Source organism: Nocardia pseudovaccinii (genome assembly GCF_050942345.1).
Taxonomy (GTDB): domain Bacteria; phylum Actinomycetota; class Actinomycetes; order Mycobacteriales; family Mycobacteriaceae; genus Nocardia; species Nocardia pseudovaccinii.
Window position 1 is genome coordinate 916,194 of record NZ_CP192074.1, and the last position, 12,641, is coordinate 928,834.

Annotated in this window: 13 protein-coding genes; 9 read left to right on the plus strand and 4 right to left on the minus strand. The window is 66.1% G+C overall.

What is annotated here, in order from left to right; translation table 11 throughout:
• Nucleotides 1-2: 2 nt before the first annotated feature.
• Both ACQPZ2_RS04175 and ACQPZ2_RS04180 read right to left on the minus strand, forming a co-directional pair.
• Entirely contained in the window at nt 3-1,058 is a 1,056-nt protein-coding gene (locus ACQPZ2_RS04175) for a CaiB/BaiF CoA transferase family protein (RefSeq protein ID WP_433527321.1), read from the minus strand.
• A gap of 167 nt (nt 1,059-1,225) precedes the next feature.
• Nucleotides 1,226-1,540: a hypothetical protein gene (locus tag ACQPZ2_RS04180; protein ID WP_433524368.1), complete on the minus strand. Its 315-nt coding sequence runs from the start codon at nt 1,538-1,540 to the stop codon at nt 1,226-1,228.
• A gap of 86 nt (nt 1,541-1,626) precedes the next feature.
• Here ACQPZ2_RS04180 and ACQPZ2_RS04185 point away from each other — a divergent pair, with 86 nt between their 5' ends.
• The 3 genes from ACQPZ2_RS04185 to ACQPZ2_RS04195 all read left to right on the plus strand — a co-directional run bounded on the left by ACQPZ2_RS04185 (nt 1,627) and on the right by ACQPZ2_RS04195 (nt 3,991).
• Nucleotides 1,627-2,193: a TetR/AcrR family transcriptional regulator gene (locus tag ACQPZ2_RS04185; protein ID WP_433524369.1), complete on the plus strand. Its 567-nt coding sequence runs from the start codon at nt 1,627-1,629 to the stop codon at nt 2,191-2,193.
• 95 nt (nt 2,194-2,288) lie between these two features.
• Entirely contained in the window at nt 2,289-3,233 is a 945-nt protein-coding gene (locus tag ACQPZ2_RS04190; RefSeq protein WP_433524370.1) for an ATP-binding cassette domain-containing protein, read from the plus strand.
• Nucleotides 3,230-3,991, plus strand: coding sequence for an ABC transporter permease (locus ACQPZ2_RS04195; protein ID WP_433524371.1), 762 nt, complete (start codon nt 3,230-3,232; stop codon nt 3,989-3,991). Before ACQPZ2_RS04190 ends, ACQPZ2_RS04195 begins: the two co-directional genes overlap by 4 nt.
• On the opposite strand, the gene ACQPZ2_RS04200 is transcribed toward ACQPZ2_RS04195, so the two are convergent.
• Nucleotides 3,975-7,181 (minus strand): BTAD domain-containing putative transcriptional regulator, encoded by a 3,207-nt coding sequence (locus tag ACQPZ2_RS04200; RefSeq protein WP_433524372.1) that lies wholly within the window; start codon nt 7,179-7,181, stop codon nt 3,975-3,977. The two genes, ACQPZ2_RS04195 and ACQPZ2_RS04200, sit on opposite strands and share 17 nt — an antisense overlap.
• Before the next feature lie 308 nt (nt 7,182-7,489).
• On the opposite strand from ACQPZ2_RS04200, the gene ACQPZ2_RS04205 reads away from it, so the two are divergent.
• From ACQPZ2_RS04205 to ACQPZ2_RS04215, 3 genes are all read left to right on the plus strand, one after another.
• The gene (locus ACQPZ2_RS04205) at nt 7,490-8,134 is read left to right on the plus strand and encodes a hypothetical protein (RefSeq protein WP_433524373.1); all 645 of its coding nucleotides are present in this window, start codon (nt 7,490-7,492) and stop codon (nt 8,132-8,134) included.
• 518 nt (nt 8,135-8,652) lie between these two features.
• On the plus strand, nt 8,653-8,853 hold the full coding sequence (locus ACQPZ2_RS04210; protein WP_433524374.1) for a ferredoxin: 201 nt from the start codon (nt 8,653-8,655) through the stop codon (nt 8,851-8,853).
• Between the two features lie 46 nt (nt 8,854-8,899).
• A complete protein-coding gene (locus ACQPZ2_RS04215; RefSeq protein WP_433524375.1) occupies nt 8,900-10,111 on the plus strand; it encodes a cytochrome P450 in 1,212 nt (403 codons plus the stop codon).
• Here ACQPZ2_RS04215 and ACQPZ2_RS04220 read toward each other — a convergent pair.
• A complete protein-coding gene (locus ACQPZ2_RS04220; protein WP_433524376.1) occupies nt 10,078-10,563 on the minus strand; it encodes a hypothetical protein in 486 nt (161 codons plus the stop codon). The two genes, ACQPZ2_RS04215 and ACQPZ2_RS04220, sit on opposite strands and share 34 nt — an antisense overlap.
• A 373-nt stretch (nt 10,564-10,936) precedes the next feature.
• Here ACQPZ2_RS04220 and ACQPZ2_RS04225 point away from each other — a divergent pair, with 373 nt between their 5' ends.
• Genes ACQPZ2_RS04225 through ACQPZ2_RS04235 form a run of 3 tightly spaced genes read left to right on the plus strand, consistent with a single transcriptional unit; the run spans nt 10,937 to nt 12,546 of the window.
• On the plus strand, nt 10,937-11,683 hold the full coding sequence (locus ACQPZ2_RS04225) for a hypothetical protein (RefSeq protein ID WP_433524377.1): 747 nt from the start codon (nt 10,937-10,939) through the stop codon (nt 11,681-11,683).
• 3 nt (nt 11,684-11,686) lie between these two features.
• Nucleotides 11,687-11,827, plus strand: a complete 141-nt coding sequence (locus ACQPZ2_RS04230) for a hypothetical protein (RefSeq protein ID WP_433524378.1) — start codon at nt 11,687-11,689, stop codon at nt 11,825-11,827.
• A 47-nt stretch (nt 11,828-11,874) separates the two neighbouring features.
• Nucleotides 11,875-12,546 carry a hypothetical protein gene (locus ACQPZ2_RS04235; RefSeq protein ID WP_433524379.1) on the plus strand — a complete coding sequence of 224 codons (672 nt, stop codon included), beginning with the start codon at nt 11,875-11,877 and terminating at the stop codon, nt 12,544-12,546.
• The last annotated feature ends 95 nt before the right edge of the window (nt 12,547-12,641 follow it).

The window sequence follows — 12,641 nt, forward strand, 5'->3', positions numbered from 1 at the left end:
TTTCAGTCCACCCAGACGGATTCGATCGGCGTCGCCTCGCTCGGCGGCGGGGTGGGCGTACCGGCAGGGGTGCGCGAGAAGCGCGGGGCCGGCGCGTGCTGGACGACACCGTCGATCTCGATCAATCCGGTGCGGGCGGCAATGTGCGGATTCTGTTCTGCCTCGGTGAAGGTCAGCACCGGTGTCGTGCACGCGTCGGTGCCGTCGAAGATCGCGGCCCACTCGTCGCGCGTCTTGGTCTTGAACTTCTCCGTGAACAGCTTCTTCAGCTGATCCTGGCCATTCGGATCGAGCTGCATCGGCAGGCCCTCGGGATCAATTTCCAAGCCCTGCAACAGTTCCGCGTAGAACTGCGCCTCGATCGCCCCGACGGCCATGTACTTGCCGTCCGAGGTCTCGTACGTGTCGTAGAACGACATACCCGTATCGAGCAGGTTGGTGCCGCGCTCATCCGACCACAGACCCATGCCGCGCATGCCCCAGATCATGTGCGAAAGAGCAAGCGCCCCATCGATCATCGCCGAATCGATGACCTGCCCCTTACCGGAATTCTGCCGCTCCACAAGGGCCGCGAGAATGCCGAATACCAGGAACATCGAGCCGCCACCGAAGTCGCCGACCATATTCAGCGGCGGCACCGGCCGCTCGCCCTTGCGGCCGATGGCGTGCAGCACACCGGTCAGCGAAATGTAATTGATGTCGTGTCCGGCGCGTTCGGCCAGCGGACCGTCCTGACCCCAGCCGGTCATCCGGCCGTAGACCAACCGCGGATTGCGTGCCAGCACCGCATCCGGGCCGAGGCCCATGCGCTCGGTGACGCCGGGCCGGAAGCCCTCGATCAGCACATCGGCCTTCTCGGCGAGTGCGAGCACCTTCTCGATATCCGCCGGATCCTTCAGATTCGCCTCGACGATGGTGCGCCCGCGCCACTGCGGCCGCTCCATGAAGCCGGGCAGCATGCCGGGCCGCTGTACCCGCACCACATCGGCGCCGAGGTCGGCCAGCAGCAGCGCCGCATGCGGACCGGGGCCGATACCGGCCAGCTCGATGACCTTGATGCCCGCGAGCGGGCCCTGTCCAGGGGGATGGCAGCCGGCGGAGCCGGCGGGGTGGGTAAACCCTGTGGCGGTGGATGGTGTGGTCACGCCCTACCTCGGTTCGTCGTTGATCCAGCGCTCCCCGGGCAACCCGAGGCTGTATTGACAGTATGACAATAACGCCGAAGCTATATGCGAGACGGGTTCGCGAGCCCTAAGGCGGAGTTGAGTCGATAAGCCCCGCCGCGGCCGTGGAATACCGCCATCAGCAGCGCGCCCAGCAGGGCTGCACCGATTCCCGCGTAGACATGCGACGGTAGGTCGGCCCAGTATCCGATGACGACCGCGAGTGCGAGTCCGAAGGTGCCTGCCACCGCATTGCGCAGCGGATCGTTACCCCACACATTCGGAAACTGTTCGCCGACCATGCCTTTGACGAAATGCGGGACCGCATTCGCGCCGAACAGTCCGGACAGTGCTGACAACAGCATCGTTTGCCACATGGCGAGCCACCTTCTTTTCAGTCAACGGTTGTTGACTGAAAGTTAGCATGGAACTTCGATTCGGTCAACGGCCGTAGACTGAGCCCATGAATTCTCGCCCTCTCAGCCGCGCCGAGCAACGGCAGAGCACACAATCCCGGATCCTGGATGCGGCCCGGCGGTTGTTCGCAGAGGTCGGCTACGACCGGGCCACCATTCGCGCGATCGCCGCCGAGGCGCAGACCGATCCCGGACTGGTGATGCGCTATTTCGGGTCGAAAGACAACCTCTTCGCCCAGGCTTCCGGTTTCGAACAGGAGGACATGGTGACCGGCACACCCGAAGAGGCGGCAGGCCAACTGCTCACGGCCCTCGAAACCAAGCTCGCCCAGCAGCCCGCCGACGCCCTCGCCGCGATCCGGTCCATGTTCACCCACCCCGATGCCGCCGCCGAAGTGCGTCTCGCCATGGTGTCCCGGCAGCGGCAAGCCGCCGAGCATCTGGCCGACGACGATGCGGACCTGCGCGCCGGGCTCATCGGCGCGATCACCATCGGCACCGTCGTCGGCCGACATTTGCTCCAGCTCGACGGACTGCGTGACGCCTCGCCCGAGCGGATCACCGCGCTGCTCCGCGGAGCCTTCCTCGACATCGCCTGCGGCCCGACGGCCTAACCCTCGAATCCGAGCTGACCAGGTCGAACACCGTGTCAGTGGACGTGTCAGGTCGGTGTCAGGTCAGTATCAGGTCGGCCGATGACAGTCGTCGCATGACAACTTCAGCAATTGCGGCTTCCGGGCTGCGGAAGGCCTACGGGGACAAGGTCGTCCTCGATGGCATTGATTTGAATATCGGTGCGGGGACGATCTTTTCGCTGCTCGGTCCGAATGGGGCGGGCAAGACGACGACAGTGAACGTGCTGACCACGCTGTTGAAGGCCGATGGCGGCACGGCGCATGTCGCCGGGCACGATATCGCGTCCGAGACCAAAGCGGTGCGCGCGGCGATCGGAGTCACCGGCCAGTTCGCCGCGGTGGATGATCTGCTGACGGGGGAAGAGAACCTCCAGTTGATGGCGGATCTGCACCGTCTGCGGGGCGGCGAGGCCAAGCGGGTGGTCACCGAGCTGCTGGAACGATTCGATCTGGTGGAGTCGGCGCGAAAGCGGACAGCGACCTATTCCGGCGGTATGCGCCGGAAGCTGGACCTGGCGATGACGCTGGTCACCAGGCCGGAAATCGTTTTCCTCGACGAGCCGACAACGGGGCTGGATCCGCGTAGCCGTCGCACGATGTGGGAGATCGTGCGGGATTTGACGGCCGGTGGTGTGACGATCTTCCTCACCACGCAGTACCTCGAGGAAGCCGATCAGCTGGCCGACCGGATCGCGGTGCTCGACCAGGGCCGGATAGTCGCCGAGGGCAGTCCCGACGATCTCAAGCGCCGGGTACCGGGCAGCCACATCCGGCTCCGGTTCACCACTGTCGTGGAACTGGATGCGGCGGCGGGCATCCTGCCCGGCTCCACCCGCGACGACGAGGCCCTGACCTTGCGGGTGCCGGGCGACGGCGGCACGAAATCACTGCGCCACCTGCTGGATCGGCTCGCCGAAATCGCGATCGAGGCCGATGAGGTCTCCGTCCACACCCCCGACCTCGATGATGTTTTCCTTTCCCTGACCGGTCACGCGACCACGGAGGCCAACGCACAATGAGCACCATTTCCGCACCGCTGGCCGATTCGACGATCATGCTGCGGCGCAACTTCAAACACATCGCCCGGACTCCGGTCACGGTATTCAACGCGGCTCTGATGCCGGTCGTGATGATGTTGATCTTCGTGTACGTGTTCGGCAGCGCCTTCGATGTCGGCGAGCACTACATCGATTACGCGACACCGGGCATGATCCTGCTGGCCATCAGCTACGGGCTGTCCGGCACCGCGGTATCGGTGAGCTCCGATATGGCCAAGGGCATCATCAACCGGTTCAAGGTCATGGATGTCTCCCGTAGCGCCGTACTGACCGGTCACGTCGTGGCCACCATACTGACCAACGCGGTTGCCATCACGGCCGTTATCGGTGTGGCCTTCGCGCTGGGGTTCCGGCCGCCCGCGACCGCGCTCGACTGGCTCGGCGCGATCGGCATCATGGCGGCAACCTCTTTCGCGGCGTCCTGGCTCACGGTCGCCTTGGGTATGGCTGCGAAAACCCCGGAATCCGCGGGCATGGGCGTTGTGCCGCTGATCATGCTGCCCTTTGTGAGCAGCGCGGTCGTGCCTGCCGACAAGATGGGACAGGGCGTTCGGCAGTTCGCGCAGTATCAGCCCTTCACACCGATCATCGAAGCGTTGCGTGGATTTCTGAACGGTCACCCGTCGGGCGGCTACACGGCCGCCGCGCTGGCCTGGTGCGCCGGGTTCGCCATCGTCGGATACCTGTGGTCACGTGCCACGTTCAACAAGCGAGCGTAGTCGCGGCCAGTTCGCGCCAGTCCGCCTCCGCACCCTCGGTCATCGCCTCGGTGAAGCGCGCTTCACCGAGGCGATGTCGTGCTGTCTGCTCGATGCGGGCCGCATCCGGTTGGGAACGATCGGGCAGTCCGCGTACTCCGGCACTCGCCGCGACCAGGCGCGCGGCCTGCTCGATTCGGTCGGCACGCAGCGCCAGGTCCGCGATTCCGACGAGTACCTGGGCGATGAGGGGCGCGTATCCCGCCTCGGACGCCGCCCGGAAGGCCGCCGCGTATTCTTCGCGGGCTTCGTCGAGACCGGCTGCGAGGTAGCCGAGCAGGTTGTGTGTCACCGCCCTGATCTGCGCCTGCTCCGCATCGCTGCCCAGTGCGGTCGTCGCGACCTCGATCTGCCGGTGTGTCTGCTCGGTGTCGCCGCTCCACCGGGCCAGTTCCGCCTTCTCCAGTGCCAGAACAGCCAGTGTGTTCGGCCAAGCGGACTGATCCGCGCACCGCTGCGCCTCGGCCATGGCCGCCGCGCTCGCCTCCGCATCGCCCAGCAGCCAGTACAGCTGAGCCTGCCGCGACCGCATTCGGACGACATCGTCGATCGTGCCCACCTCGGTGACCACCGCGATCGCCTGATCGAAATACTCGCAGGCAGTGGCGAATTCGCCGCGCACGGCGATGCGATCCGCCAGCTCGGTCAGCGCGAACGAAATCCCCCAGCGCTCGCCGATGGCCCGGAACTCGGCCAGCGCGGTCTCGAGATACTCGTCCGCCTCCCGCCCGTCCTGGCCGAGCACGATCCGCATCCTGCCGAGGAGCAGCCGGGCCAGTGCACGCACCCAGGGGTCTTCGTCGGTGAGCAGCGGTTCGAACGCGGACAGATACTGGTCCGGTCCCTGCAACATGTGTTCCAGCGCGGCGGTGAACGACAGCAGCGGGTAGCGGGACCGACTGCGCAGGCTGAACCGGTAAGCCTTGTGGATCCATTCGTCCACCTGGCGCTCGTCATTGGGTCCGGAGGACATGAAGTGCACGATCAGCCCGTACACGATGGCCAGGGTCTCATCGTCCACCTCGCCGGGCAGGTCGGCGGCCGCGGTGATCAGCTCCATGCCCTCGGCCTTGTGCCCGCTGAGCCACCAGTACCAGCCCGCTGCCGCCGCGAGCCGCATCGCCCCGGCCGCGTCCCCTGCCGCGAGCGCGCCGCGCATCGCGACGGCGATGTTGTCGTGCTCGGCCTCGAGCGTGGCGAGCCACTCCAGCTGGTCGGCGCGGCGCAGGTGCGGCTCCGCGGTCGCGGCGAGTTCGGTGACGTACGAAAGATGTTCTCGGCGTACAAGATCTGATTCCCCCGACGCAACGAGCCGCTCCCGGGCGTATTGCTTGATCGTGTCGAGCATCCGATAGCGCGGCTCACCGGCCGAGCCGGCGGGTGGAGCACTGTCCGCTACGGAGAGCAGCAGCGATTTCTCGGTCAGCGCGGTCAGCAGCTCCAGCACCTCCCACCGCTCGACCGCCGTGTTTTTCCCGCCCCCCTGCCCTTCGGGCGCGCCCGTGTCCGCGCAGACCTGCTCGGCCGCCTCCAAACTCGCGCCGCCGGAGAACACCGAGAGTCTGCGCAGCACCATCCGTTCAGCGTCGGTGAGCAGCTCCCAGCTCCAGTCGACCACCGCTCGCAACGTCCGGTGCTGCGGGATCGCGGTACGGCTGCCGCCGGTCAGCAGGCGGAACCGATCGTCGAGGCGGTTGGCGAGCTGATCGAGGGACATGGTGCGCAGTCTGGCCGCGGCCAGTTCGATCGCCAGTGGTATCCCGTCGAGCGCCCGGCAGACGCGCGCCATGGTCGCCAGTGTGCGGGCATCGGCCGCGAGATCTTTGTGCACCGCACCGGCCCGGTCCCGCAACAGCTGTACGGCGGAGGAGGATTCGATCTCGCCGGGGTCCGCGTCCTCGGCGGGCAACGCCAGCGGCACGACCTGCCATAACGCCTCGCCCGTGATGCCGAGCGGTTCCCTGCTCGTCGCGAGGATCCGCAGCCGCTGACATTCCCCGAGCAGCCGGTGGGCGAATGCCGCCGCGGCGTCGATCACGTGTTCGCAGTTGTCCAGGATCAACAACGTCTCGCGCTCGCGCAGCGCCGCGATGAGCCGGTGCATCGGTTCCGCATTCGGTGCGGCGCCGAGCAGCGCATCCCGGAGCCCCAGTGCGGCGATCGCCGATTGCGCCACGTCATCACCCGCGCCGACGGAGGCCAGTTCGACCAGCCAGGCCCCGTCCGGCAGGTCGTCGAGCAGGGTGCGTGCGGTTTCCAGGGCCAGCCTGGTTTTCCCCGAGCCGCCGGGCCCGGTCACCGTGGTGAGCCGATGTGCCGCAATGAGTTCGCGCACCGCGGCAATGTCCCCGTTCTTGCCGACGAAGCTGGTCAACTCGGCCCGCAGGTTCGTCTTGCGTTCGTTGTCCTGCGCTCCGATTTCGCCGCGCAGCAGCGCAACGTGCAGAGCGGAGAGTTCCGGTGCGGGATCCACGCCCAGCGTGTCGGCGAGTGCTTCCCTGGCCCGTTGGTACACGACCAGCGCTTCGGCGCCACGACCCGCGGCGACCAATGCCCGCATCAGCGCGGCGACGAGCCGTTCCCGCACCGGATGCCGGGCCACCAGCTCGGTCAGCTCGGCGACCAGCTCCGCACCCCGGCCGAGGCGGATCTCCGCTTCGTACAGATCCTCCGTCGCGGCCAGGCGCAGTCCCTCGAGCCGGGTGAGCACGGCGTCGGCGGCTTCACTGTCCTGCACACCGATGTCCTGCATCAGCGCACCGCGCCAGAGGTCGAGAGCCTCGCGCAGCAGCTCGGCCTGTTGTGCGTCGGCACCGCCGCGTGCCTGGTCGAGAAGCTGTTCGAACCGCACGGCGTCGACAGCGTCGGATCGCACCGTCAGCCGGTATCCGCCCGCCTGCACGTCGAGCGACCCGTCCGGCACCACCCGCCGCAGCCGGGAGACCAGTGCCTGCAAGGCGTTCGCCGCGTCGGAGGGCGGCTGTTCACCCCAAATCCAGTCGACCAGCGTCGCTTTCGGGACCGCGCGGCCGGGTTCGAGCGCAAGGGCGATCAACAGCGCCCGCAGCCGGGTGCCCGGTACCTCGATCAATCCGCCGTCGTCTAGTCGGATTTCGAGCGGTCCAAGCATTCCGATCTGCACCCGGACCATTCTGCCGTGAACGAGAGGTCAGCGCGGGCCGCCCCTCGGGTGACGACGCTTCGATGGCGGAACACGCTGCGGGGCAGGCGATTCGATGCCGCCGATCGCGCGATATGCGGCCTTGTCGCGGGTGGACCGGTGCCTGTCCGTCACTCCTTGTCGGCTGTGACCAGGCCGAACGCCGTGTCAGTGCGCATGTCAGATCGATGTCAGGTCGATATCAGCGGGGCTCGCGACAGTGTTCACGTCAACAACACCGCAACCACCGGCTGGATCCGCTGACCCGGCCGACACACCACGCTGAAGGAGTAACAGCCATGACTACATTCCAGACCCCGGAACCGATCGCCGTCACCGTCGAGGTGCTCTCGGGCAACGTCACGGTCATCGCCTCCGATCGCACCGACACCATCGTCGATGTCCGGCCGGCCGATGCGTCCAAGAAGGGCGACGTGCGCGCGGCCGAGCAGACCGAGGTCGATTTCGTCGCGGGCACCCTGACCGTGAAAACGCCGAAGGACTGGCGGACCTACACACCGTTCGGCGGCAACCCGTCGATCGAGGTGACCATCGAGGTGCCCACCGGCTCCCGGCTCGAGGGCACCGCCGGTGTGGGCCGATTGCTGGGCACCGGCGAACTCGGCCAGTGCGACCTGGAGATCGCCGCCGGAGACATCATCGTCGAGCGCCCGCTCGGTTCGGTGACCGCGAAAGCCGCCAAGGGCAATATCCGCATCGGCGAAGCATCGCGCGGCGTGCTCCGGCTGGAAACCTCCATGGGCGAGCTGGAGGTAGGCATCCATCCGGGCAGCGCGGCCCGGGTGGAAACCAACGCCCAGTACGGCACCGTGCAGAACCAGATGCAACCGGTCGGCCGGGCGGAGCGCAACGAGGACACCGTGCAGGTCTATGCGCGAAACTCATACGGCAACATCATCATTCGGCACGCTATCGCCGCCTAGTGCACCCGGCTCCGCGGCCACGACAGCACCGCACACCGGCGCTGCCCACGCCATACCGCTCACCGGCCGCACGACGCCACATCAGCGTCGTGCAGCCGGGCGCGGTCGGCTTGCCGGTGGTCGCACTTCGAACTGCGGTGTGGCTGCCCGACATGATCTCGGCCCCGTTGATTTTCCGAACGGCCACGTGGCCGCTTCGAACCGGTACGGCGATCAACGCCGGTAGGGGCTCCGACCGTCACGGAGATGGACGGCGTTGTGCTGGCCGGCAATTCGCTGGGTGCGGCTGCGGCCGTCTGACCAGGGCGAACGCCGTCTCGGTGGACGTGTCAGGTCGGTGTCAGGTCGATATCAGCCGGGCTGGCGACAGTGTTCATGTGAATAGTTCAGCAACTTCAGCTTCTGGACCGCGGAAGCCATACGGGGACAAGGCGATCCCCGATGCCATCGAGCTGCGCACCGACGCGCTTATCTACGACGCGCGCTCCTTCCCGGTCATTTGGAACAAGGGATAACCGATGGAACTCAGAGTGGACCGGGAGCGCTGCATCGGCGCAGGCATGTGCGTACTGACCGCCCCCGGAGTGTTCGACCAGGACGCCGAGGACGGCCGGGTGGTGCCGCTGGACCGCACACCTGCGCCCGAGCGGGAAGCGGCCGTGCGCGAGGCCGCCGAAGTGTGTCCGTCCGGCGCGATCACCATCGTCTCCGGCGATTAGCGCCCGCTTTCCAACTTTTTCTCTACTACCTGATCAGGAAAACCCAATGAGTGAAACGGTTCCCGTCCCCCACGGCCTCCCCATGGAACGCAATGCGGGCCCTTTCGATCCGCCTCGCGAAATCACCCGGCTGCGCGAGGCTCGCCCGGTCAGTCCCCTCGTCTTCCCCGACGGTCACGAGGGCTGGTTGGTCACCGGCTACGAGGAGGTCCGCCAGCTCATGGCCGACACCCGGTTCAGCTCTCGCCAGGACATCGGCATTGTCCACGTGCCGTACGAGACCCCCGGCATGCCGGTCGCTACCGAACCTTCCCCGCAGATCCCGGGCTTGTTCGTCGCCATGGACCCGCCGGACCACACCCGGCTGCGCCGCAAGCTCACCGGCGCCTTCACCGTCAAGCGGATGAAGCAGCTCGAAGAGCACATCATCGACATCGTCGAACGGCAGCTGGACGAGATGGCGCGTCTGACCCCGCCGGTCGACCTGGTCAAGGCGTTCGCGCTGCCGGTGCCCTCGCTGGTGATCTGCGAACTGCTCGGTGTTCCCTACGAGGACCGGGACACCTTCCAGGTCAACTCCGCCAAGTTCCTGGTCAAGGACCAGGCGCTCGAGGAGAAGATGGCCGCGTACGGGGCGATGACCATGTACCTGGCCGGACTTGTCACGCGCAAACGCGCCGAACCCGGCGAGGACATCCTGTCGGACCTGGCCCGCGATGACGACCTCACCATCGAGGAACTGACCGGCATCGCCTTCCTGCTGCTGCTCGCGGGGCACGAAACCACCGCCAACATGCTGGGACTGGGCACCTTCGCGCTCTTGGAGCACCCCGAGCAGCTGGCCGAACTGCGCGCCGACCCGGAGTTGGTGCCCGATGCGGTCGAGGAGCTCATGCGCTACCTGTCCGTTGCCGACATCTTCTATCGCTACGCCACGGAGGACATCGAACTCGGTGGCGAAACGATCGGCAAGGGATCGACCGTCGTCATCTCGCTACTGGCCGCCAACCGCGACGCCCGGCGCTTCCACAACCCCGACACCCTGGACATCCACCGCAGGGCCCGCGGTCTGGTCGCCTTCGGCCACGGCATCCACCAATGCCTCGGCCAGCAGTTGGCCCGCATCGAAATGCGCGCTGGTTTCGATGGACTGCTGCGTCGTCTCCCGACCCTCGAACTCGCCATCCCCGCCGACGAGGTGAAACTCAGGACCGACATGAATATCTACGGCGTCCACGAACTGCCGGTCACCTGGTGACTTTGCCCCGGAAATTGCTCGAGTCCATCGGGGGTGTACAGGCGTACCGCTCGAACCGCGGCGGCGACCGCTACGAGCGGAGGTATGCGATGGCCGTGCCCGCCGTCCGCCGACCATGCGAAGCCGAGTCCCGAAACGGGAGGTAGGGGCCATACGGCGCGGCCGACGTGGAGCACCGCCCCGCAGTGTTGGAGGTACTCGATGGCCCGGTCGGCCTTGCTGATGCCGGTGACGAGCCGGATATGGCGCCCGACCGGACCACCGATCGCGATGGTGGGTCCCGATAGGCCGTTGTCCTGGAAGAACAACTCCACGCCGATTCGCAGTGGAGCGGGTAGCTCGATTCCGGCCCGTTCCGCTCCGAACGTCACCACCAGCGTGTCGTCGGCGTGAATGATCGACCAATCGAACCGGTTGGCCATGGCGGCGGGTTCGGCGGCCGTGGATGTCATCGGATTCGTCGGTGGCGCAATCAGTGTGTACTCCCTTTTCGAGCATCGACAGTGTTCGGGAACGCACATATGCCCAGACGTCGTTGGTGGGATGCCATATCGTTACGCTGGCCGATCGGTTGGGGGAGGGCATCGGGCATTCGCTTCGCCCAAGGTCTGCTATCGGGGGTCCAGGTTTTGTTCGAGCCGAAGTCGTGGACCGGAAGACCGTTTCGGCTGGTGTCTTTCGAGATCGAGCAAGAGGTAGCCACGAACCAACCGCTTGGCCGATAGCGAATATCTAGCTATCAGAGGGCTATTCGGGGCAAATTTAATTAAGATCGATCCGGTAAATCTGTGAACTGGGGGGATCTCCGAGCTAGAGTCCTTGGCTATGACCGATGTGCAAGTAGAAGGCGGCGGGTATGCCTTTTCTCGTGATATGTGGGCAACTGAACGGTTATGGCTGTCACGATCCGTGCGGACCATTCTCGTCGGACTTGCCGGCCAGCTGAGCGGGCTCGGACCACAGGCTTGGACACGCTATGAAGACGGTGAGCTGGAATTCGTGCAGGCGCGCGAGTTCCAACTGGCCCTGCTGCGAGTGCACAGTGTGCTCGCGAACGAGATCGACGCCGGGATGTTGGAAGCTGCCGCCGCCGCCCTCGACCATACGGCGGGGCTGGGCGACGTCGCCGCCGTCACTGGCCTGGACCGGGCGCATACCTATCAGCGCTGGGGCACCCTCACTGCGGTCGGTGAACGTATTGCGCTCATCATCTCGCAGCCGTGGCCGGATGCCGGGCCGTCTGCGCTCCGGTCGTCCGAAGTGCTCTACGAGCGAGATCGGCGATGGTGGCGGGTGAGCACCGCCGCGAGACACAACGCCCATTACGCCATCGTCGTCGTCGACCGACTGGTCCAGCGGGTGTACGCGATCGATCCGGACGGTTGGCAACCGGATGCCACGGGATCACGGTGGGAGTTCCGGGCACTCGGTTCCGAACCGCTATCGCAGATCCACGTGGACCGTGCGTATCGGAAGGGCCACCTACCGGTCCGATTGGGCGACCCGTATCCCGCCCGGCTGGATCGCGCGTGCGTCCCCAGTTACTTCTCGGATGGGCACGATGGCGACTGAGGCGTGGACATCGATGCCATCTCCAGTTTCGAGCTGATCGAGGACTTCGCCGATTTCTTCGGTGCCGACCGCTGCTGGCTCGGGACCGGAATGCCCTGCGGTGAAACGACAATCGGGATGCGCAGGTCCGTCTCGCATGCCTGATCCAGGAAATAGAACATGCCCGACCAGGAAATAGAAAAGGACATTTCGTGATCGAAACCTCGCGCATCGCGGCGATCGGTATCGCATGTGTTGCGGCAATCGCGCCGGTAACCGCCCACGCGGAAGCGCCCGCCGAACATGACATCGAGTACAAGGTCACCTCGGTGGAACGTGTTGTGACAACCACGCTCTCGGGAGGGACCTTCGAACTCGACCACGAGCACAGCTCGTTCACGATTCGCGATGAGAGCGGCGCACCCGTGCTGGTCATGCCAACGCGATTCACCGTGGGCGACAAGGTGCTCACAGTCGACTCCACACTCAGCAAAGACGCGAAGGAGCTGCGGTTGACGCCCGGTGAGCTGAGACCCGCCGCCGCGCCGACCGCGACGCCGATCGCATCGCCGGTCGAGAACCAGGCCGCGATGGCGGAGTTCTCGACCCGATTGGGGCTCGCCGCCACGCTCGGCACATGGGTCGGCACCGTGATCGGCCTGGTCGTAGGGGGCGTCACCGGATGCATTGTGGGCCTGCCGCTGTTCGCGGTCGGCTGCATACCTGCCGCGATCGCCGGTGCGGGGATCGGCGGCATTCTGGGGACAATTGCTGCCGGGGGACCGGTCCTGATGCTTTCGGCCGTGGAACTGTTCGAGACGCTCAACGCGCCCGACGGTACGACCAAATGGGCGCAGAACTCTTCGCCGAAACCTGCGAATTAGGTGCCCAGCGGCGATCATCGCCCGCTGGTCCTGGCACCTGATCCACGTCTATGTAAAGAAGGTCGGCCGCATTTCCGGCGGCGCCTGCCGCCGGA

What these genes read in the sequence shown, in the direction of transcription:
- ACQPZ2_RS04225 (WP_433524377.1), top strand. Translation starts at nt 10,937, where the DNA reads ATGACCGATGTGCAAGTAGAAGGCGGCGGGTATGCCTTTTCTCGTGAT.
- ACQPZ2_RS04220 (WP_433524376.1), bottom strand. Translation starts at nt 10,563, where the DNA reads ATGACATCCACGGCCGCCGAACCCGCCGCCATGGCCAACCGGTTCGAT.
- ACQPZ2_RS04185 (WP_433524369.1), top strand. Translation starts at nt 1,627, where the DNA reads ATGAATTCTCGCCCTCTCAGCCGCGCCGAGCAACGGCAGAGCACACAA.
- ACQPZ2_RS04200 (WP_433524372.1), bottom strand. Translation starts at nt 7,181, where the DNA reads ATGGTCCGGGTGCAGATCGGAATGCTTGGACCGCTCGAAATCCGACTA.
- ACQPZ2_RS04195 (WP_433524371.1), top strand. Translation starts at nt 3,230, where the DNA reads ATGAGCACCATTTCCGCACCGCTGGCCGATTCGACGATCATGCTGCGG.
- ACQPZ2_RS04180 (WP_433524368.1), bottom strand. Translation starts at nt 1,540, where the DNA reads ATGTGGCAAACGATGCTGTTGTCAGCACTGTCCGGACTGTTCGGCGCG.
- ACQPZ2_RS04210 (WP_433524374.1), top strand. Translation starts at nt 8,653, where the DNA reads ATGGAACTCAGAGTGGACCGGGAGCGCTGCATCGGCGCAGGCATGTGC.
- ACQPZ2_RS04215 (WP_433524375.1), top strand. Translation starts at nt 8,900, where the DNA reads ATGAGTGAAACGGTTCCCGTCCCCCACGGCCTCCCCATGGAACGCAAT.
- ACQPZ2_RS04190 (WP_433524370.1), top strand. Translation starts at nt 2,289, where the DNA reads ATGACAACTTCAGCAATTGCGGCTTCCGGGCTGCGGAAGGCCTACGGG.
- ACQPZ2_RS04205 (WP_433524373.1), top strand. Translation starts at nt 7,490, where the DNA reads ATGACTACATTCCAGACCCCGGAACCGATCGCCGTCACCGTCGAGGTG.